Origin of the sequence: Mariniflexile fucanivorans, from assembly GCF_004341235.1 — a bacterium.
Taxonomy (GTDB): domain Bacteria; phylum Bacteroidota; class Bacteroidia; order Flavobacteriales; family Flavobacteriaceae; genus Mariniflexile; species Mariniflexile fucanivorans.
On record NZ_SLUP01000009.1, the window covers coordinates 71,129 to 93,591 of the forward strand.

The window sequence follows — 22,463 nt, forward strand, 5'->3', positions numbered from 1 at the left end:
ATTTTTAGGGCGCTTTCGAGAGGTATTTAATAGTTCTCGACGGCGCTCGAATGAACCTTGTTATTCGATGTTTAATTCTTTAAATCCCATATTAAAAAGTGTAAAGCCAAAAATATCGGCGTATTGCTCAATGGTTTTGCTTACAGGCGTTCCTGCACCATGACCCGCATCGGTTTCAATACGTATTAATGTTGGGTTTGTGCCTGTTTGTTTGCTTTGTAATTCGGCAGCAAATTTAAAACTATGCGCTGGTACTACACGGTCGTCGTGATCGCCGGTTGTGATTAATGTGGCAGGATATTCCACACCTTTTTTCACATTGTGTACTGGCGAGTAGCCTTTTAAATAATCGAACATTTCTTTACTATCTTCGGCAGTACCATAATCGTAAGCCCAACCCGCACCAGCTGTAAAGGTATGGTAACGCAGCATATCTAAAACACCAACTGCAGGCAATGCTACTTTCGCTAAATCGGGACGCTGCGTCATAACAGCACCAACCAATAAACCTCCATTAGAACCACCTCGAATGGCTAAATAATTTGTTGAGGTGTATTTGTTGGTTTTTAAATATTCCGCGGCAGCGATAAAATCGTCAAAAACATTTTGTTTTTTTAACTGTGTTCCAGCATCGTGCCATTTTTTACCATATTCGCCTCCACCACGTAAATTTGGAACGGCTAAAATACCACCTTGCTCCATCCAAACAGCGTTGGTAATACTAAAAGCAGGTGTTAAACTAATATTAAAACCACCATAGGCATAAAGTATTGTTGGGTTTTTGCCATCTAATTTCAATCCTTTTTTATGGGTAATCATCATAGGTATTTTAGTACCATCTTTTGAGGTGTAAAATACTTGGTTACTTTCATATGCATCACTATTAAATTCAATTTTTGGTTTCCAATATAAATCTGTTTGTCCCGTTTTTGGGTTTAGTTTATAAATAGTTGAAGGGGTGTTGTAATTGGTGAATACGTAGTATAAAACAGCATCATCAGCCTTTCCTTTAAAGCCATCGGCAGTTCCCAACCCGGGAAGTTCTATGTTTCTAATTAAGTTTCCGTTGTAATCGTATTGTTTTACTTTTGAAATAGCATCTACCATATAATTTGCGAAAAAAGAACCACTTCCTTTTGATGGGGTTAAAACAAACTCCGTTTCTGGAATCACATCTACCCAATGTTCTGGGTTTGGGTTGGAAGCATCTACCGAAACTATTTTTTTGTTGGGAGCGTTTAAGTTTGTTACGATGAAGAGTTTGCTCCCTTCATTTTCAATGACATAAGAATCGCTATCGGTGTGGTTTAAAACGGTAACTAGCGGGCTGTTTTTAGTTGATAAATCTTTAATAAGGAGTTTGTTTCCTGATGTTGAAATGCGCGGAGTGATGATTAAAAATCGATTATCCTCTGTAACATTCGCATAAATGTATCTATGTTTTTCTTCTGGTTTTCCACCATAAATAAGCTCATCTGCGGTTTGAAGTGTTCCGAGTTTATGGTAATAAACTTTGTGTTGATCGGTTTTAGCAGAAAGTTCGCTGCCTTTTGGTTTATCGTAACTTGAATAATAAAAACCTTCATTTTTGTACCAAGAAATTTGGGTGAACTTTATATCTATTAAAGTGTCTTCAATTTGTTCTTTGGTTTCGGTATTTAAAACGATTACTTTTCTCCAATCACTGCCACCTTCTGAAATGGAATACGCTAATAGGCTTCCATCTTTTGAAAAACTCATAGCATCTAACGATGTTGTGCCGTTTTTTGAAAATGTATTAGGGTCTAAAAATACGTCGGCTTTACCATTTTCTTTTTTTCGGTAAATAACATTTTGGTCTTGTAATCCGTCGTTTTTTGAAAAATAGGTGTAGTCGCCTTCAATAAAAGGAGCGCCAATTTTTTCATAATTCCACAATTTGGAAAGGCGTTCCTTAAGTTGACTTATATAAGGAATTTGTTTTAAATAATTTGAAGTACATACGTTTTGTGCTTTTACCCACGCTTCGGTTTCTTTACTGCGGTCGTCTTCTAACCACCTATAAGGGTCTTTTACATCGGTTCCAAAATAAGAATCAACAGTATCAACAGTTTTTGTTATAGGGTATGTCACTTGTATTATATTTTGATTGGAAGATTCTTTTTTACAAGATACTAACGTGATAAATACTAAAATAATTTTGATTATATTTTTCATTATGAATGATTTTCTTCAAAAATAATCAAAAAAAAAGCTTCTGTGCCAAAATACAGAAGCTTTAAGTATAACAGTTCAGTAATTTTATACTAAGTTATTTGCAATTAAATACTCACTAATTTGAATGGCATTGGTTGCTGCACCTTTGCGTAGGTTATCGGCAACAATCCACATGTTTAAAGTGTTTGGTTGCGACTCATCTCTACGTAAACGACCTACAAAAACTTCATCTTTATTATGTGCTAAAATGGGCATTGGGTACGAGTTTGTTGCGGTATTATCTTGTAAAATAACCCCCGGAGTATCGCTTAATATTTGTCGAACTTCGGCTAAATCGAAATCGTTTTCAAATTGTACGTTTACAGCTTCTGAATGTCCTCCAGCTGTAGGAACGCGAACCGCCGTAGCAGTTACAGAAAATGTTTTATCGTTAAATATTTTTTGTGGTTCTCTAGCCAATTTCATTTCTTCTTTGGTATAGCCATTTTCTAAAAACACATCACAATGCGGCAATACGTTTCTGTTAATTGGGTAAGGATACGCCATGTCTCCATTAATACCAGCCATTTCGTTTTCTAACTGTTTTACAGCTTTAACGCCTGTACCAGAAACGGATTGGTAAGTAGAAACCACCACACGTTTCATTTTATATCTTTTATGAAGCCCAGATAAAGCCAACACCATTTGAATGGTTGAGCAGTTTGGGTTTGCTATAATTTTATCGTCTTTAGTTAATTCATTTGCATTGATTTCAGGAACTACTAATTTTTTAGTAGGATCCATTCTCCAAGCAGAGGAATTATCAACCACCGTAGTGCCAGCTTCTGCAAATTTAGGCGCCCACTCCAAAGAGGTATCACCACCTGCAGAGAAAATAGCAATTTGCGGTTTTGCAGCCACGGCATCGGCTAAACCAATTACGGTATATTCTTTATTGTTATATGTTAATTTTTTTCCAACAGAACGTTCAGATGCTACCAAAAGCAATTCGGTTACAGGGAAATTACGTTCTGCAAGAACTTTTAGCATCACTTCGCCTACCATACCGGTGGCGCCAACAACAGCTACTTTCATTTTAAGTTTATTTAAAGATTGAATAAAAATTTTCGAGGCAAAACTAACTAATAATTATATTTTAGAATCAAAAAAAAGCCCTTGTTTTTTGAAAACGAGGGCTTTTTAACAACAAATAACACGTTGTTATATATTTAACATTTTGTTATTTTTTAAGCAAATCTCTAATTTGAATAAGTAATTCTTCTTGTGTTGGTCCTGCTGGAGCTGCTGGAGCTGGTTCTTCTTTTTTCTTCATTCTATTAATTCCTTTAATAATCATGAACATGACGAATGCTACAATTATAAAGTCAATTAAACTTGTTAAGAAAGCTCCGTATAGTACGGCAATTTCTCCAGTTACTTCACCAGCTTCATTAGCTGTTCCTGGTGTAATAACATATTTTAAATCGTTAAAGTCAGAATTAAAAATCATTCCAATTAATGGAGATACAATTCCAGCAGTAAATGAAGTCACTACTTTATTAAAAGCAGCACCCATTACAAAAGCAACCGCAATGTCTACAAGGTTACCCTTCATTGCGAACTCTTTAAATTCTTTTAGCATAATTATGGTTTTAATGGTTAAATTAATTAGACACGAATATAGTAAAAAAGTCACATTTTTTTTTAATGGTACTATTTAATTACCAATAAAAAGGCGTTTTACCCGTTGAGAAATAGCTGTAATAAGTTCGTATGAAATGGTGTTAGCTGTTTTTGCTAAATTTTCAGCAGTAGTTTCAGGGCCAAATACAATCACTTCGTCGCCTTCTTTACAATCAATATTTGTAACATCAACCATAATCATATCCATACAGACATTTCCTAAAATATATGCTTTTTGGTTATTGATTATTACGTAGCCTTTTCCTTTGCCATATTGCCTACCAATACCATCGGCATGCCCAATAGGTAATGTCGCGGTTCTTAAAAAAGTATCGGTTTTATAAGCGCGATTATAGCCAACAGATTCTCCTTTTTCAATAGCATGAATTTGAGAAATAATGGTTTTTAAAGTGCCAATGGGTTTAAAATTTTTGTTTTCTTTTTCAGAATTTCCGAAGCCATATAAACCAATGCCACTTCTAACCATATCAAAATGGGCTTCAGGATAATTTAAAATTCCTGAAGTATTACACATGTGAAGTAATGGTTTGTAGCCCATTTGCTTGGTCATGTTTTCAGTAATATTTTTGAATTTTTTAATTTGATTTAAAGTGAAATCCTTTTCGTTTAAATCTTCACTTGCGGCTAAATGTGAAAATACAGATTCTATTTTTACTGAAGTAGATTCATTAACAGTTGAAATGATGGTATCGACATCATTTTCAGAAAACCCTAATCGGTTTAAACCCGTATTAAATTTAATATGAATAGGGTAATCGTTTAGTTTTTCTGCGGAAGCGGTAGCTATAAATTCATTTAAAATTTTAACATTATAGATGCTAGGTTCTAAACAATTTTCAATTAAAATATTAAAATTTACTGCTTGCGGATGTAGTACTAAAATGGGTTTGGTAATGCCTGCTTCCCTAAGCTGTATGCCTTCGTGTACAAAAGCCACAGCAAAGTAATCTACAGGTAGTTTTTGCAAATAGTTGGCAATTTCGCAAGCATCACTTCCATAAGCAAAGGCTTTAACTACTGCCATGAATTTGGTGTTGCTGCTTATTCTAGATTTTAAATGGTCAAAATTATGTTTTAACGCTTTTAAATCGATTTCAAGTACGGTTTCTTGTGCTTTAAGCATCGGGATTTTGTGGTTTTGGGGTCACTTCTTCGGCATCATTCACTTTCATGTTTCTTACTTTATCGCGTGTCATGGCTTTGTAATAAGCAGCTCTACTTAGTGGTTCGTACTCATCAACTTCACCTAACATCACCAAATTATCATTTTTGGCTTTTCGGTAACTGTATTGTGCTAAATTGCCTGTTCGGGTGCAAACGGCGTGTACTTTGGTAACATATTCGGCAGTCGCCATTAAACTAGGCATCGGGCCAAAAGGATTGCCTTTAAAATCCATGTCCAGTCCAGCTACAATAACGCGAACGCCTTTGTTGGCTAAATCGTTGCACACACGTACAATTTCATCATCAAAAAACTGGGCTTCATCAATACCCACCACATCGCAACCATCAGCCAAAATAGGAATATTAGCTGCCGCAGGAACGGGTGTTGAGCGAATTTCATTGGCATCGTGAGACACTACCATATCTTCATGGTAACGCACATCAATAGAGGGTTTAAAAATCTCAACTTTTTGTCGGGCAAATTGAGCGCGTTTAAGCCTTCGGATCAATTCTTCGGTTTTTCCTGAAAACATAGAGCCACAGATAACTTCAATCCATCCAAATTGTTCTTTATGATTTACTGTATTTTCAAGAAACATTTTGTAATTTTAACACTTAAATAAAGCGATTATTCGTTTGTATAAAGGTGACGCAAATTTATTAAAAAACAAAAGCCTAAATAGCAATAATTTAAAATTTGTAACAATGAAGAAGAAGATAGAGTCTGAACTGGTAAGTATAGCCCATAGAATTCTTAAGTTAAAAGGAAAGGAAGATGTTGTAAAAATGCATGCAGAAGTCTCCATCCTTTTTGAAAAATTATCAGTACTAAAATTTGCCAATGAAAATTTTGAAGGCCATTTTCCAACCATTGGAAACGATTCGTCTTTTTTTGACATGCTTGATGGTGCTTTCAACAATAAAATAAGCGATACCATTGAAGTTGAAGATAAAATATATATTAATTTAGATGAAGTTGAAGACGACCCATTAATGGAACATGGTATTACAACTATTAAGGATATGGTGGCACATATGCCAAACGAACCAGAAGATATTGATGTTGTTTTGGATGAAGCCCTTCAGGACGAAAAACGTCTTAAAAATGATTTAGAAGATATCATGTCTGGTTTTGGAGCTATGCCAATTTTCGATCCGGTCCCTAAACCACAAAATGGTGTTTCTAACGAAAAAAAATCGTTAAATGATATTTTAAAAAATGGAGGATTAAATATTGGTCTAAACGATAAATTAGCGTTTATAAAACATTTATTTGATGGGAAAATTGAAGATTACGAACGTGTTATCTCGCAATTGAATACTTTCGATTCGTTTAAAAATGCGAAACAATTTATTGTAGACATTGTGAAACCAGATTATAATAATTGGGTTAATAAAGAAGAAGTTGAAGAGCGATTTCTCCATATTTTAGAAAGCAGATTTAGTTAATGAGCAAACTTTACATAGTACCAACGCCCATTGGAAATTTAAAAGACATGACCTTTAGAGCTGTTGAAGTTTTAAAGGAAGTCGACTTGATACTTGCGGAAGACACGCGCACATCGGGGAAACTATTAAAACATTATGAAATTTCAACCCACATGCAAAGTCATCACATGCATAACGAGCATAAAACGGTTGAAAATTTAATTCAAAAAATTAAAAGTGGTACTACGGTTGCATTGATTAGCGATGCAGGAACCCCAGCCATTTCCGATCCTGGTTTTTTATTAACACGTGCTTGTATTGAAAACAACATTGAAGTAGATTGTTTACCTGGTGCCACCGCTTTTGTGCCTGCGTTAGTAAATTCTGGTTTGCCAAACGATAAGTTTGTTTTTGAAGGATTTTTGCCCGTTAAAAAAGGCAGACAAACACGTTTATTGTTACTTGCCGAAGAAACCAGAACCATCATTTTTTATGAAAGTCCGCATAAATTAATAAAAACACTTTCCCATTTTTGTGAGTATTTTGGTGAAGATAGAGAGGTTTCTGTATCGAGAGAGCTTACAAAATTATACGAGGAAACCCTACGTGGTACCGCAAAAGAAGTGTTAGACCATTACACCAATAAACCTCCAAAAGGTGAAATTGTAATTGTGGTTGAAGGAAAATCAAAATAATTCTCTTAACTTCAAATTAAATTATTTGAAAGTTGAAAAATGGAAGAAACAACACATTATGACGTTTTTGTCATCGGAACTGGAATTGCTGGTCAAACGGCTGCTGAAATTTGTGTAAATAATAAGATGACAGTAGCAATTGCCGATAACAGGGCCTTTGGAGGCACTTGTGCCCTAAGGGGTTGCGACCCTAAAAAAATCTTATTACAGTTTACAGATTTGGTTCATAAAAGCCAATTATTAATGAAACATGGCATTTCAAAACCACCAAAAATTAAATGGAAAGACGTTCAGAAATTTAAATCATCCTTTACTGATTCGGTTCCTTTGAGTACCGAAAAAAAATTAGCAGATTTAGGAATTGATTATTACCATCAATCGCCCGTATTTCAAAATGAAAATCAAGTTTTAATTGAAGGAAAGTTAATTTCAGCGGACACCTTTGTAATTGCTACCGGAATGATTCCAAGAGAATTAAAATTTGAAGGTAGTGAGTATTTGGAAATTAGTGATGATATACTAAATTTAAAAAAACTACCTAAAAAAGTAACCTTTATTGGTTCTGGCTATGTGGGTATGGAGTTTGCTTGCATGCTAGCAACAATGGGATGTAAAGTGACTATGATTGAACAAGGCGTAAAACCCTTATCACAGTTTGATGATTTTTTAGTTCAGAAATTAGTTGCACATCTCGAAACCATCGGCATAACATTTATATTCAATGCAGAGGTTGTTTCGATTGAAAAATTAAAGAAAAATGTAAAGGTTCATTATAAATTACAAGGAAAAGACCAATTATTAAAATCAAGAAAAGTATATAATACTGCTGGTCGAGTTCCTTCTATTGAAATGTTGAATTTGCCTAAAGCCGACATAAAATCTGATAAAAGCGGTGTTTTGGTTAACGATTTTCTTCAAAGCACTTCCAACCCTAATATTTTTGCCTGTGGTGATGTGAGCAGCAAATCACTTCCATTAACCCCGTTATCTGGTTTACAGGGTTATATTGTAGGTAATAATATTGTTAAAGCAAATTCCAAAAAGTTTGATGTACCATGTGTTCCATCCACCGTATTTACCAATCCTAAACTTTCAACCGTTGGCTATTCTGAGGAGGAGGCTCAAAAACGCTTTAAAAACGTAAAAATTTACAAAGGAGATGGCAGTGGTTGGTACAATGCTAAAAAAGAAAACAACCCTGTTTATGCCTATAAAATTTTGGTTAATGAAAGAACAAATGTGATAGTCGGAGCGCATTTATTAAGTTCGCAGGCTAACGAAACCATTAATATATTTTCTATGGCCATTCAACAAAAAATGACCGTTTTAGAATTTAAGAAACAAATGTTCACGTACCCTTCGTATAGCAGCGATTTAAAAAGCATGTTGAAAGAAGAAGAATAAATTAAAAATAATTCAAGAATGAATTTAGAAGCATTTAAGCAAAAATTAAAAGATACCCCAAATAGCACTGAGTTTTCTGAAATTATAGCTGTTATAGAATCAAACTACGAGTTTACACCAACCGCTTTTAAAAATGGCGAATTACAAAATAATGCAGGTGAAAATTCGGGGTCGTGTAAATTGTTTGCTTTTGCAAAATTGCAAGGTTTTACAAAAGAGGAAACCTTGGCGTGTTTTGGCAAATTCTATTTTGAAGATGTATTAAAAGACCCCAATGGCACAGGACATCAAAACATTAGAAACTTTATGAAAACGGGCTTTGAGGGTTTAATTTTTGAAGGAGGACCGTTAAAACTTAAATAGTTTTTTGTTATAGATGCAAGACTTGTTATTAAATATAAAACAATGTACCATCTGCGAAAAACACTTGCCTTTAGGTCCGCGCCCCATTGTAGTGGCGCATCCCGATGCTAAAATTGTTATTATTGGGCAAGCACCTGGAATTAAAGTGCATAAAACTGGCATTCCTTGGAACGACCCAAGCGGAAATCAATTAAGAAATTGGCTGGGCGTTACTGAAGAAGAATTTTATGATGCCACAAAATTTGCCATCATGCCCATGGGGTTTTGTTATCCCGGAAAAGGAAAAACGGGCGATTTACCACCACGACCCGAATGTGCACCACAATGGCACAAACCTTTGTTAGAACATTTGCCAAATGTGGAGTTGATTATTTTAATTGGCATGTACGCACAAAATTATTATTTAGGAAAGCAAGCAAAGAAAACATTAACCGAAACGGTTGCTAATTTTAAAGAGTATTTACCAACGTATTTACCATTACCACATCCATCACCACGAAATCGGTTTTGGTTAACGAAGAATCCTTGGTTTGAGGTTGAGGTGTTGCCGGAGTTGAAAGAAACCGTACAAGCGTTAGTTTAACTTTATTCATTTTTACCTCCAATATTCGAACAAATGTTATAATTTGACTTTAGGCTTTTTTCAAAATTTTCTATGTCTTTCAAAGTTGCATTAGGATGAAGTTTTTTGTGTTGCCATAACCTAATTAACATTCCTAGCCTTAAAACTTTGCATATACCAATTATGAAACTAAATGATGCGCCGATTATTAAATATGTTTCCATTATTATTTTGTTTGAATCAAAACTATAACAGAAGCTTATATTTTAAAAGGACAACTATGTTATTATGTAATGTGTTGATTTTTAATATTTAAATTAATTTTTGAATTTATTAACCCTTCAGAATCCCAGTGTTTTCGTTGGTTTTACCTCCTAAAAAGTGTCTAAATATTTTTGCATGAGCGCTTACATTGGTTTAGAGAGTTTTAAAGAAAACAATATGAAACTTAATAACACTCATAATTTAGCAAAAATCATAATAATATTAAACACCAACTCCTATAATTTCATTAACTTTCATCAATCATACAAAGGTTTTTATGGAAGTTATTTTAAGGTCATTCAATTTAAAGTTAAAGCATACATTTTCAATTTCTAGAGAGTCTTATAACGTACAACCCACATTAATTGTTGAATTAAAAGAGGGCGATTTTTCAGGTTTTGGTGAGGCAACTTCTAACCCGTATTATCACATTACTGTTGAAAATATGATGGAAGCATTAACAGCATTAAAGCCAATAATTGAAACAACAAACACTATAACACCCGAAGAGTTTTGGAAACTTATGTACCCACATTTAAAGCAAAACATGTTTGCGTTATGTGCTTTAGATTTGGCTTACAACGATTTATACGCCCGAAAACAAGGAAAAAAGCTTTACGAACTTTGGAACTATAACGTTTCAAACAATCCATTAACAGATTACACGATTGGTATAGATACTATTGATAAAATGGTTTCTAAAATGAAAGAGGTGCCCTGGCCTATTTATAAAATTAAATTAGGGACAAAAGAAGATATTAAAATTGTTACCGAGTTACGAAAACACACAAACGCTATTTTTAGAATTGATGCCAATTGTGGATGGACGGTTGATGAAACCATCAAAAATTCTATAGCCTTAAAGCAATTGGGGGTTGAGTTTTTAGAGCAACCACTTAAAGCCGATGATTGGGACGCACATAAGGAAGTTTATCAAAAATCGCTATTGCCAGTTATAGCCGATGAAAGTTGCCAAGTAGAAGCCGATGTCGCCAAATGCTACAACCATTTTCATGGTATTAATGTGAAATTGGTAAAATGTGGTGGATTAACATCTGCAAAACGTATGCTGTTGCATGCTAAAGAATTACAAATGAAAACCATGGTTGGGTGTATGACGGAATCGTCGGTTGGTATTTCAGCAATAGCCCATTTATTACCGCTTTTAGATTATGTAGATATGGATGGTGCGTTACTTTTAGACAAAGATATAGCCACAGGCGTTACCATAAAAAATGGGGTGACATACTACAGTAATTTAAACGGAACTGGTGTTGCATTAATTTAGGTTTTTATGGTTATTGATGGGGTTCCAGATAGAGAAATTATAATAAACGGAAAACCGTTTTTGTACTTTGGTGGCACTTCCTATTTGGGGTTGTCATCAAACGAAGCATTTCAAAATAATGTCATTTCAGGAATAAAAAAATGGGGTACAGCCTATGGAAGTTCTAGAAATGCCAATATAAAACTTGCTGTTTTTAATAAAGCTGAACATCTTTTTGCCAAATTAATTGGCGCCGATGCCGCTGTTACTTGTTCTTCAGGAACTTTAGCGGGTAAATTGGTTTTGGATTATTTATCTAAAAACATAAATGGTTTTTATCATTATCCTAAAACGCATCCAGCCATATTGCACCCAAACAGTAAACCTGTTTTTGTAGATGGTAAATTACATCCAAACTTACTAACTAATACTTTTGAAACCATAGTTATAACTGTTGATGCTTTTTTAGGTTTGGAAGTAATGCCAACTAGTTTTAATTTTTTAAATGATATTTCATCACATAAAAAAATTATTTTAGTTGTTGATGAGTCGCATAGCTTAGGCATTTTTGGAAATTATTTTGAAACTGTTTTTAGTACGATTTCAAATGAAAAACTGTTTAAAAAAATAATAGTGTCTTCTTTAGGAAAAGCCTTAGGGATTTCAGGAGGTATTATTGCAGCTGATGAAGATTTTATTGATGGCTTAAAAGAAGAACCAAATTTTGTATCGTCTTCAAGTATCAATCCTGCTTATTTGGAAGCGTTTCTAGGTTCTCAAGAAATTATTAAAATTCAACAGAAAAAATTAAAAAGCAATTTAGCATTTTTATTTGATGGCTTAAATTTGAATTCTGACTTTAAATTCCATAAAAACTATCCTGTTATTTATTGTATTAATGAAGAAATATCTAATTTTTTACTAACGAAAAACATGGTCATTACAAATTTTAAATATCCAACCTATAAAAAAGTGATGAGTAGAATTGTTATAACTGCAAACCATACTGAGGCTGATTTATATTCTTTAAAACAAGCCTTGTTAAAAGTCTCAAAATCGTATTAACCTGAATAGAATAAAAAAGAGAGGCTATTTAAATTTTAAATAGCCTCTCTTTTTTTGAATTTAATTTATAATTATTCAAATAACCAAATGTTGGTCACGCAAGAGGTTTCATCATAAGGAATATTGGTATTCGAGTTGGTTTCAGAAGTTGGATAAACGGCTCTTACAAACCATTGTCCTAAATATTCATCTTCTGGTTGTTGAATTCTTAATGCTAACCCCTTAAACACATTTGATGAAAAATTATATCTTCGGAAATCACTAAACGTTTCTGTATTATGAATATTCGCAATGTATTTTTCTTTCATAATTTGGTTTAACTGTAAGTTGGATTGACCCACATTTACTGCCGTATCTGCTAAATATGCAACACCACTAACATCTAATTTAGTCATGTTTGCTTGAATACCTGCGAGGTAAGCGCTATAACCACTAGCAGTTGTTCCAGTACTTGTAGTTGTGCCACCATTTGCTAAAAACTCTGCTTCAGCTTTTATAAACATAGCTTCCGCATAAGTTATAAGTATTAAAGGAGACGTGCTTGATGTATGAAAACCTCCATCTTTGTAATATACATTTGCAGGTTGTCCATCAGATGAAAGCCCTGTGCCACCATTTAAAAATCCTCTCCATGGGTCTGTTGAAGGAGATGCTACGCCTACAGCAGTTTCTTTTACAAACATAGCCGTAAGACGAGGATCCTCAGTAATAGTGCCATTAAATGGATATTGAGAGCCGTTCATTAAACTTATCAACTGGTCATTAACCGCATTGAAAATATTGGAAGTGCTTCGTTGAACAATGTTTGTTGAATAATAAGGATTTGTTTTATCATCAGGGTAATCTAGCTGAAAATCATCATCGTTAGAGGTGAATCCTTTGTTAATAGATGCTAAAACATCTGAAGCGGTTGTGCCACCATTTTTCATCATTTTTAATTGCATTCTGGCTTTATACGTGTAAGCTGCTCGCAACCATTTGGCATATCCTTCTGTGCCACCTCCATAAATAATGTCTTCACTACCTAAAAATATACCAGAAGGGTCTGGGGCTTCCAATGTTGCTATGGCTTCATTTAAAAGATCGAATGTTTGGTTGTAAACAGTTTCGCCATCATCTAACATAGGATATTGATATAAAGTTGGCTCTGTAGCTTGAGAATAAGTAACATCTCCCCAACATTCTACTGCAAAACTCATGTTAATAGCCTCAAGAATTTTAGCTACAGCTTCATAGTGAAGGGCTCCCGTTACAGCAGTTTTAGCTTTTAAGCTTTTAATGTTAGGTAAAATATCGGTATAAATTACGTTCCATGTAGTTGCGTTTGTAGTAAAACCACTTGCGCCAAAACCATAACTTCCAAAATATTGAACATAGTTACCAAACGTTATGGCGGCATAGTAATTAGCTGTTACGGTATTTCTCATTATGGGAGCCATAATATCTTTAGCTTCTAAATCGGATTCATCTTGAACTCCAGAAGGCGTGTTTACATCTAAGTAATCATCACAACCAACAGCAATAAAAAACGTAGAAACTACTAGTATTAATTGTATTATATGTTTTTTCATGTTTTTTCAGTTTAAAATTTAAATGATACACTAAATGAATAAGATTCGGCTAATGGCACACTTCTACCAGTAAATGCATCAACGTTGCTTCCAGCACTGTAATCGCTTCCTTCAGGGTCATAGCCATCAAAAGGTGTCCAAATTAAAATATTATTAGCATTAGCACTTAGTGTTATGTTATCAATGGATTTGCTAATAAGATTACCATTTAAAGTATAGGAAAGACCAATATTTCTTAGCTTAACCCATGAAGCATCTTGAAGCAATACCTCGGCGTTTCTTCTCCAATAAGCCGTTGTATTAAATAGATTGTATAAGGCTGTTGAGGTTGGAGAGGTATCTACCACGGTTGTGTTTGTAACATAGTTTCCCGGATTAGCAGCATCTGCCATCACACCATCAAAAACATAGGTGTCAGTTTCTCTAAATTGCATGGTGTATTGAGAGCTACCCATTCTGTTATTAATATAACTTGTCCATGAATATTTATCACCACCCTTTTTCCATTCAAACAAGAAGTTTAGGTTAAATCCTTTCCATTTTAAGGTGTTACTAAAGCCCATGATAAAATCGGGTGTAGAATTTCCAACAATTACTTTATTTTCAAAATCTGTTGTAGGCAATCCATTGGATCCAAGAATGAGTTGACCATCTTCTGTTCTGTTAGAAAGATACCCATAGATATCGCCAACACGATCCCCTTCTCTTGGTTGAAGATATAAATTGGCTCCAGTAGGATCTGGGTCTGGGGTTATGAAATCAATATAGGGTACATCGTCTGGTAAATCAGTAATTTCACCATCATAGGTGGTATAGGTATAATCAATAGTATAAGTGAAATCTTTTGTTTTAATGATGTCACCACTCAATAAAAATTCATGCCCAAAAGTGGTGTAGGTTCCTGCATTTCTATAATAAGAAGTAAATCCAGAAGTAGGAGGTGTGTTTACGGGGAAAATAGCATCAACCACTTTGTTATTATAATAGGCATAATCTAAACGGATACGGTTGTTAATAAATCGAAGATCGGCACCAAGTTCTATACCCTTTGTTCTTTCTGGTAATAAGTTTTCGTCGCTGGACACATCACTTAATTCATACCCACCAACACCGCTCCAAGGGAAATTACTTGCTGCTGAGAAATAAGGCGAACTACTTACACCAAAAACGGTTCCGTTTCCCCCTTCGGCGTAAGCCAATCTTAACTTACCAAATGAGAATACATCGCTATTTTTTGAAAACAAACTGTGCACATCATAAGCTAAACTCGCAGTTGGGTAGAATACCGAGTTGTTTTTTAATGGTAGCGTAGATATCCAATCATTACGACCAGTAAAAGTTAAAAATAGTTTATTGTAAAAGTCAAATTTTAATTCACCAAATACGCCTATTTCGCGTAATGTAGTTACAGTATTAGAAACTGTAAAACCAGTTTGTGTATTACTTATATGCTCGACACGTGGAAATATTAAATCTTCACCATATTGTCTATTGGAGATCCATTTTTTATCAGAAACTTGATTGCCTAAAAGTAATGATGTACCTATGTTCTCTGATAATTTGTGAGTAAAATTGATTAAAAAATTAGATTCTAATCCAGTATAATCAATATTTTGATTTATAATAAAGCCATTCTCACCAGAACCTTCATCTAAATCGGGTGCTACAAATCGATTATAAATAGAACTATAATTATCAATTTGAGCAGAATAGTTAACGGTCACCCAACTTTTAGGTATCCAAGTAAGGTTGGAGTTTCCTATCCATCGATTAGAATCTTCAGTAAGTGAGCTAAATTCAGCATTATATAATGGGTTATCTATAAATCCTGGATACGGATTTCTTCTGGTGCCATCTGGATTTAAATAATCTGAAATTGGAAAACTACCTGTCCAATATCCCAAAGCACTCATGATAGATTTATCACCACCTGTTGGTTTTCGTGAGTCTGAATTTGAATAACTTATAGACGCATCTATTTTAAAAGTATCTGTGGCTTGAAAACCAGAATTTAATCTAAAGGTGGTTTTACTATAGTCGGTTCCTGGTATGGTACCATCTTCTTTAGTATCAGAAACAGAAGCAAAGTAAGTAAACTTATCAGAAGCTCCAGAGATATTAAAATTCACATTTTTATCAATGCCCGTTCTAAAGGTTTCATCAAAAGGATCGTAAAATTTATCATTTGTTAAATCTACGGTTGTTCCGTTATAAGTAAAGCTATCATCTGTGTATCTTACACCCCATGAGTATGGACCATTAACACTACCTATACCTGTTACGGTATATCCAGTGGCAGTATCTGGCGTATATAAACTGTTAGGCCTACCATAGCGACCTTCTCTAAATACGGTTTGTAACTCAGGTGTCTGTTTTACATTACTAGTTGAAATAGAGCTTGAAATATTGATAGAAGCTTTACCCGCTTTTCCTTTTTTGGTAGTAATAATTACAGCACCATTCGCAGCTCTAATACCATAAAGGGCTGTTGCTGCAACACCTTTTAATATGGTGTACGATTCTATATCTTCTGGATTTAAGTCGTTTGATTTTGATGTGGCCGAATATTTTTCGCTACTAGATACAAATGTATTTTCACTATTACCTGTTAAGTTAGGTACAAAGTTGTCGTTGTTAATAGCAATACCATCAACAACAATTAAAGGTTGGCTGCTTACGGAAGGATTCATTGACGATAATCCCCGAATGTTAATATTAAACCCAGAACCTACCGATCCTGAAGTTTTAGAAATTTGTAAGCCAGCTACGCTTCCTTGTAATGACGAAATAGCATTTGTTTTTCCTATAATATTAATATCTTCCGATTTAATGGTAGAGGCAGAATAACCAAGTTCTTTCTCGCTTCGTTTTATACCGAACGATGTTATTACAACTTCATCAAGCGATTCGGTATTTTCTTTTAAACTTATATTTAACGAAGCGCCATTTACAACAACTTCTTTAGTGTTGAAACCCAAAAAAGAAAAAATTAAAATATCTTTTTTTTTTGCAGAAATTTTATAATTCCCATCAAAATCTGTTGATGTTCCACTTTTAGAGTTTTTAACTTGAATATTAACCCCTGGTAAGGGCATGCTAGAAGCATCGGTAACAGTACCACTTATAATTATGTTTTGAGAAAACATAACACTGCATGTTGCTGTAAAAAAAACAAGAAAAAAGAGATTAGTTTTTTTTTTCATATGAAGAGAATTAGATTGTTAGTTTATCAAATATACTCTTTTTTTCAATTTTCATGATTTATTTTTAATGTTTTAGTCTTTTTATTGAAATATAAGTTGAAATACTTTGTTTTTGGTATTTTTTATGTAATTCTATTTTAATTTAAATTATGCTAAAAGCTTTTTGTTTTTTAAATAAAGTCCGTTTTATTTCATAATGAAATTTCAAGCCTTTTCTGCATATTTTAATTTGAAGGCTTAAATATGTTTTATAATTTTATTATTAATTAAAAAAGCATTTTAATGTAACATTTTCAGCACTTTAGCTTATTAATTGTGTTTTTTACATAAGTGCTCAACAATTTACCATGAATGCTTTTTTTGTAAAATTAATATGTATTTTTGGCGTTTAAAAGCATTAAAATAGTTTATAAAAAATGACAAATCTTATTACAACTACTTGGTTAGGCAACATGAAATTTGAGAGTACCAACCCATCGGGGCTTAACTTGTTTATTGATGCAGGACCAGAAAATGATGGCAATGGAGAAGGCTACCGCCCCAAAGCATTAATGCTATCGGCTTTAGCGGGTTGTTCGGGGTTGGATGTAGCGTCGCTTATTAAAAAAATGAAATTGGAGGTTGCCGATTTTAAAATAGAGATTGAAGCAAACCTTACCGAGGAGCATCCTAAATTTTATGATAAAGTAGCGATGCATTTTTATTTTTATGGTGATAATTTAAACGAAAAGAAACTACAAAAAGCAGTCGATTTATCGGTTGAAAAATATTGTGGTGTTATGGAAATGTTCCGTCAGTTTGCAGAATTGACTATAGAAACCCATTTTCACAAAAATTAAAGTTTCACTTAAAGAACTTTTTAACTTTCAACTTTTGAACTAAATAGATGCGTTGGACCCTAAAACCCAAACCAGAATCTGAAAAAATTGAGGCTCTTCAAAAAGCACTTCAAGTAGATGCTGTGGTGGCAACACTATTGTTACAACGCGGTATTGAAACGTATGAAGAAGCCAAAGCGTTTTTTAGGCCAAGTTTAAACGATTTACACGATCCGTATTTAATGAAAGATATGGATAAAGCGGTGGCTAGAATAGAAAAAGCCATGGCAGATAAAGAAAATATTTTGGTTTATGGCGATTATGATGTAGACGGAACAACTTCCGTGGCATTAATGGCATCCTATTTAAAATCAAAATATAATTTGGTTTACACCTACATTCCAAATAGGTATGATGAGGGTTATGGTATTTCACATAAAGGCATCAATTTCGCTTTAGAAAATAATTTCACACTCATTATAGCCTTAGATTGTGGTATAAAATCGGTTGATAAAGTAGCATATGCAAAGGAAATCGGAATTGATTTTATTATTTGCGACCATCACAGAACTGCCGATGCTATCCCAAATGCGGTTGCCGTTTTAGATCCAAAAAGAGAAGATTGCAACTACCCGTATAAAGAGTTATGTGGTTGTGGTGTTGGCTTTAAATTAATTCAGGCTCTCGCACAAAAAGATGGTGAAACTGCCGAAGATTTAATAGATTATTTAGATTTGGTAGCAACTGCTATTGGTGCAGATATTGTGCCAATAGATGGAGAAAATAGAATTTTAGCATATTTTGGGTTGCAGGTTATTAATACCAATCCTAGACCAGGTATTAAAGCAATCCTTAATCAAATTGAAAAAACAGAGTTAACCATTACCGATGTGGTTTTTGTTGTAGCACCCCGTATTAATGCTGCTGGACGCATGGAGCATGGCAATTTTGCAGTAAGGTTATTAACGGAGGAAGATGCTGTTTTAGCTGCCAAATACGCTTCAGAAATTAACGATTACAATTTGGACAGACGGGAAACCGATAAGCTTATCACAGAAGAAGCGCTTCAACAAATTGAAACCCAAAACGAACAAAACCGTCTTACTACTGTTGTTTACCATCCGGAATGGCATAAAGGCGTTATTGGTATTGTAGCTTCTAGGTTAACCGAAACTTATTACAGGCCAACTTTGGTATTCACGAAAAGTGGCGAAAAGTTAGCGGCTTCGGCGCGCTCGGTTAAAGGTTTTGATGTTTACAATGCCTTGGAAGCGTGTGCAGAACATATTGAACAATTTGGAGGGCATAAATACGCTGCGGGTTTAACGCTTTTAGAAGAAAATTATGAAGCTTTTAAACAAGCTTTTGAAGCTGTGGTTTCTAAAACAATTGATAGAAATCTTTTAACACCCGAAATTAAGATTGATGTAAAAATAGATTTAGAAAACATCACCCCTAAATTTTACAGAATCTTAAAACAATTTGCTCCGTTTGGCCCCAACAATATGACGCCTGTTTTTATGACCGATAATTTGATCGATACAGGCTACGGAAAATGCGTTGGTGAAGATAAAACCCATTTAAGAATAACAGTTGCACAGCCAAAATCTCAAAGTTTGGTATGCATCGGTTTTGGTATGGGCGATAAATTCGATTTAATTTCTAATAAAAAAACCTTTAAAGCCGTTTATTCTATAGATGAAAATGAATGGCAAGGCAATGTATCACTTCAGCTTAAACTTCGAGATATAAAGGGATAATATTTAGCTTAAAATTTAAAATAGTAATCAGCATTATTTTAAATTTGTGAAGAAATCTAAACCTCAATATTTAAATTATGCAAGGCTTTTTAAAACTTGTAGATATTAATTAAAATAAAAGAATTCCTGTTTTCACAGGAAGTTACTATGGCAAAAACCGATCCCTACGCAGCATTACGTTTTAAAGAATTCAACATTTTTCTATTAGTTCGTTTTGTGCTTGTTTTTGGTTGGTCTATGCAATTTATTGTAATAGAATGGGAAGTTTATAGCTTAACCAAAGATCCATTATCGCTAGGTGTTATAGGGCTTATGGAAATTATTCCGGCATTTACCATGGCTTTATTTGCAGGGCATATTGTTGATCAAAAGGAAAAACGAAATCTTTTGGCACTTTGTATCGCTGCTTTTTCAATCATAAGTTTTGGCTTGTTTTTATTAACATGGCCCATAATTGTTTCCGATTGGTCTACCCAAACCATTTTGTATAGTATTTATGCCTTGGTGTTTTTTGGAGGCTTTTTACGATCTTTTTTTGGTCCTACCATATTCTCGTTAGTGGCATTAATAGTGCCTAAAAAAGTGTACCCTAATGCTGCAACTTGGAATAGTTCTACATGGCAAATGGCCTCAGTTTTAGGACCCGCATTTGGCGGATTTTTTATTGGCTGGATAGGTGTGCATTGGTCACTTTGTATTATTTTCGGATTGGTCGTTTTATCCTTTCTTATTTTATTGCAGATAAAACGCAAACCAATTTTAAACCCTAAAATAGGCGAACCTGTTATAGAAAGTTTAAAAGAAGGTGTGCGGTTTGTATTTAAAACAAAAGCCATTTTAGGCGCCATGACTTTAGATATGGTCGCGGTATTATTTGGTGGTGCTATTGCGCTTCTACCCATTTTTGCCCAGGATATTTTAAAAGTGGGTAGCGAAGGTTTTGGCGTATTACGGGCTGCTCCTGCGGTTGGTGCTTTTTTAACGATGTTAATTACTGCATATATACCAATTAGTAAAAATGCGGGTATGAAATTGTTAGCCGCCATTTTTGGTTTTGGTCTTAGTATTATTGTTTTTGGGTTGTCTTCAATATTCTGGGTGTCGGTGTTGGCGTTATTTTTTAGTGGTGTGACTGATGGTGTTTCTATGGTTATTCGTCAAACTATTTTACAAATTAAAACACCCGACCATATGCGTGGGCGTGTATCGTCAGTAAACTCCATGTTTGTGGGGTCTTCAAACGAGTTGGGTGCTTTTGAAAGTGGTGTAACTGCTAAGCTTATGGGAACGGTAACTGCCGTGGTTTTTGGAGGTACTATGACGTTGATTACTGTTATTACTACAGGAATTGTATCGCCTTCGTTTAGAAAATTAGATTTAACGAAAGATTTGGAGGAACATAATAAAGATTAGAGTTTTTTAAGTTCCATGTTCTCACCATCAAAAACGCCATAGGTATAATAATTTATCCAATCGCCCAAATTAACGTATTTTGAATTTTCATTTAATTGAATTTCTAAAGGTAAATGGCGGTGACCAAACACAAAATAATCGTAATGTTTTTCGTTTAGTTTTTCTTTGGAAAATTGCACCAACCATTCCTTGTCTTCACCTAAAAATTTGGCATCTTCATCACCCGAAATTAATTTGTTTTTTACTGATAGGTATTGTGCTATTTTAATACCTATATCTGGATGTAACCATTTAAATAGCCATTTAAATACGGGGTTGGTAAATACCTTTTTCATGCCTTTATAACCTTTATCGTATGGGCCTAAACCATCGCCATGACCAATAAAAAAGGTTTTGCCATTAAAGGTGAATTCTTTGGGGTTGTGATAAACAGGAATGTTTAATTCTTCTTGAAAATAGCCATTCATCCATAAATCATGGTTACCAACAAAAAAGTAAACAGGAATTCCAGAATCGGTAATTTCAGCAAGTTTACCTAGAGTTCGTGTAAAACCCTTAGGAACCACAGTTTTATATTCAAACCAAAAGTCGATTAAATCGCCTACCAAAAATATAGCTGCGGCATCGTGCTTAATAGCATCAAGCCAAGCAACAAATTTTTGCTCACGTGGGCGTGAAGCTTCGGCAGTTGGCGCTCCGAGATGGTTATCGGAAGCAAAATATATTTTTTTTCCTTCTGGAATATTCATGCGGTAAATATAGATAATTTAGCTCCTAATGCGTAAAAATTTGTTTTAATACTACGCATGGTCAATGTGTGGTTAGTAACTGAAGTGGCATCCTTTTAAAACTTGATAAAACTAAACGGGTTTAAATACTAATATTTAACAGTTTACTTCGTTTTTGTAAAAATAAAAAAGCATCCAGAATTAATCAGAATGCTTTTAATATTTAATCTAGAATATTATTTATTCTTGAGTTGCTTCTGCTGCAGGTGTTGCATCTTCAGCTCCTTCTGCTCCTTCTTCTTCGTCTTCATCATCAACAATTGCAGCTCTAGAACGTCTTACAAGACATACTACTGTATTGTCTGGATGCAAGAATTTGTACGCATCGTTTTCTAAAGTTGTAATGTAAAGTTTGCTTCCAATTTTAAGCGGCGTAATATCTGCAGTAATAAAATCTGGCAAGTTAACTGGTAACGCTTTAACACGTAAGCTACGACGGTTTTTACGTAAAACACCACCATTTTTAACACCACGTGAGTTACCAACAAATACTACAGGAATATCCATAGCAATTTCTTTGTCTTCGAATAATTGGTAGAAATCGATGTGTAAAATTTTATCGGTTACTGGGTGAAATTGAATGTCTTGTAGAATGGCGTTGAATTTGTCGCCATTTTCTAAAGCAATCACAACTGTGTGCGCATTAGGAGTGTATACAAGATTTGAGAATGCTAATTCTTCTGCACTAAAATGAACTGGCTTATCTCCTCCGTATAATACGCAAGGAACCTGACCAGCATTACGTAAGGCTTTTGTTGCTTTTTTGCCCACGCTTTCTCTTTGAGATCCGTTGATTGTAATTGATTTCATTTTTGTTTA

General features: G+C 34.3%; 19 protein-coding genes. 10 read left to right on the forward strand and 9 right to left on the reverse strand.

The window, feature by feature from the left end:
- Positions 1–60: 60 nt before the first annotated feature.
- The 5 genes from EV196_RS16875 to EV196_RS16895 form a co-directional block, all read right to left on the reverse strand.
- Entirely contained in the window at positions 61–2,196 is a 2,136-nt protein-coding gene (locus tag EV196_RS16875) for a prolyl oligopeptidase family serine peptidase (protein WP_132218957.1), read from the reverse strand.
- Positions 2,197–2,280: 84 nt separating this feature from the next.
- Complete coding sequence (locus tag EV196_RS16880) at positions 2,281–3,270, reverse strand: aspartate-semialdehyde dehydrogenase (protein WP_132218958.1); 990 nt, start codon at positions 3,268–3,270, stop codon at positions 2,281–2,283.
- Between the two features lie 145 nt (positions 3,271–3,415).
- On the reverse strand, positions 3,416–3,817 hold the full coding sequence (gene mscL / locus EV196_RS16885) for a large conductance mechanosensitive channel protein MscL (RefSeq protein WP_132218959.1): 402 nt from the start codon (positions 3,815–3,817) through the stop codon (positions 3,416–3,418).
- Positions 3,818–3,892: 75 nt separating this feature from the next.
- Positions 3,893–5,002 carry an alanine racemase gene (gene alr / locus EV196_RS16890; RefSeq protein ID WP_132218960.1) on the reverse strand — a complete coding sequence of 370 codons (1,110 nt, stop codon included), beginning with the start codon at positions 5,000–5,002 and terminating at the stop codon, positions 3,893–3,895.
- The gene (locus tag EV196_RS16895) at positions 4,995–5,642 is read right to left on the reverse strand and encodes a thymidine kinase (RefSeq protein WP_132218961.1); all 648 of its coding nucleotides are present in this window, start codon (positions 5,640–5,642) and stop codon (positions 4,995–4,997) included. Before EV196_RS16895 ends, alr begins: the two co-directional genes overlap by 8 nt.
- Positions 5,643–5,748: 106 nt before the next feature.
- Here EV196_RS16895 and EV196_RS16900 point away from each other — a divergent pair, with 106 nt between their 5' ends.
- From EV196_RS16900 to EV196_RS16930, 7 genes are all read left to right on the forward strand, one after another.
- Positions 5,749–6,492, forward strand: a complete 744-nt coding sequence (locus tag EV196_RS16900; RefSeq protein WP_132218962.1) for a hypothetical protein — start codon at positions 5,749–5,751, stop codon at positions 6,490–6,492.
- The gene (rsmI, locus tag EV196_RS16905) at positions 6,492–7,166 is read left to right on the forward strand and encodes a 16S rRNA (cytidine(1402)-2'-O)-methyltransferase (RefSeq protein ID WP_132218963.1); all 675 of its coding nucleotides are present in this window, start codon (positions 6,492–6,494) and stop codon (positions 7,164–7,166) included. Before EV196_RS16900 ends, rsmI begins: the two co-directional genes overlap by 1 nt.
- Positions 7,167–7,205: 39 nt before the next feature.
- Entirely contained in the window at positions 7,206–8,570 is a 1,365-nt protein-coding gene (locus EV196_RS16910; RefSeq protein ID WP_132218964.1) for a dihydrolipoyl dehydrogenase family protein, read from the forward strand.
- Between the two features lie 18 nt (positions 8,571–8,588).
- Positions 8,589–8,933, forward strand: coding sequence for a HopJ type III effector protein (locus EV196_RS16915; RefSeq protein WP_132218965.1), 345 nt, complete (start codon positions 8,589–8,591; stop codon positions 8,931–8,933).
- A gap of 13 nt (positions 8,934–8,946) precedes the next feature.
- Complete coding sequence (locus EV196_RS16920; RefSeq protein WP_132218966.1) at positions 8,947–9,516, forward strand: uracil-DNA glycosylase family protein; 570 nt, start codon at positions 8,947–8,949, stop codon at positions 9,514–9,516.
- A 520-nt stretch (positions 9,517–10,036) separates the two neighbouring features.
- A complete protein-coding gene (locus EV196_RS16925; protein ID WP_132218967.1) occupies positions 10,037–11,047 on the forward strand; it encodes a dipeptide epimerase in 1,011 nt (336 codons plus the stop codon).
- Positions 11,048–11,053: 6 nt separating this feature from the next.
- On the forward strand, positions 11,054–12,091 hold the full coding sequence (locus EV196_RS16930) for an aminotransferase class I/II-fold pyridoxal phosphate-dependent enzyme (protein ID WP_132218968.1): 1,038 nt from the start codon (positions 11,054–11,056) through the stop codon (positions 12,089–12,091).
- A 71-nt stretch (positions 12,092–12,162) separates the two neighbouring features.
- Here EV196_RS16930 and EV196_RS16935 read toward each other — a convergent pair whose 3' ends face one another.
- Positions 12,163–13,662: a SusD/RagB family nutrient-binding outer membrane lipoprotein gene (locus tag EV196_RS16935; RefSeq protein WP_132218969.1), complete on the reverse strand. Its 1,500-nt coding sequence runs from the start codon at positions 13,660–13,662 to the stop codon at positions 12,163–12,165.
- An 11-nt stretch (positions 13,663–13,673) separates the two neighbouring features.
- A complete protein-coding gene (locus tag EV196_RS16940; protein ID WP_132218970.1) occupies positions 13,674–16,865 on the reverse strand; it encodes a SusC/RagA family TonB-linked outer membrane protein in 3,192 nt (1,063 codons plus the stop codon).
- A gap of 416 nt (positions 16,866–17,281) precedes the next feature.
- Here EV196_RS16940 and EV196_RS16945 point away from each other — a divergent pair, with 416 nt between their 5' ends.
- The 3 genes from EV196_RS16945 (at position 17,282) to EV196_RS16955 (ending at position 20,856) form a co-directional block, all read left to right on the forward strand.
- Entirely contained in the window at positions 17,282–17,704 is a 423-nt protein-coding gene (locus tag EV196_RS16945) for an OsmC family protein (protein ID WP_132218971.1), read from the forward strand.
- 47 nt (positions 17,705–17,751) lie between these two features.
- A complete protein-coding gene (recJ, locus tag EV196_RS16950) occupies positions 17,752–19,443 on the forward strand; it encodes a single-stranded-DNA-specific exonuclease RecJ (protein WP_132218972.1) in 1,692 nt (563 codons plus the stop codon).
- Positions 19,444–19,590: 147 nt separating this feature from the next.
- Positions 19,591–20,856, forward strand: coding sequence for an MFS transporter (locus EV196_RS16955; RefSeq protein WP_132218973.1), 1,266 nt, complete (start codon positions 19,591–19,593; stop codon positions 20,854–20,856).
- On the opposite strand, the gene EV196_RS16960 is transcribed toward EV196_RS16955, so the two are convergent.
- Entirely contained in the window at positions 20,853–21,605 is a 753-nt protein-coding gene (locus EV196_RS16960) for a UDP-2,3-diacylglucosamine diphosphatase (RefSeq protein WP_132218974.1), read from the reverse strand. The two genes, EV196_RS16955 and EV196_RS16960, sit on opposite strands and share 4 nt — an antisense overlap.
- Before the next feature lie 219 nt (positions 21,606–21,824).
- A complete protein-coding gene (locus EV196_RS16965) occupies positions 21,825–22,454 on the reverse strand; it encodes a 50S ribosomal protein L25/general stress protein Ctc (RefSeq protein WP_132218975.1) in 630 nt (209 codons plus the stop codon).
- Positions 22,455–22,463 lie beyond the last annotated feature (9 nt).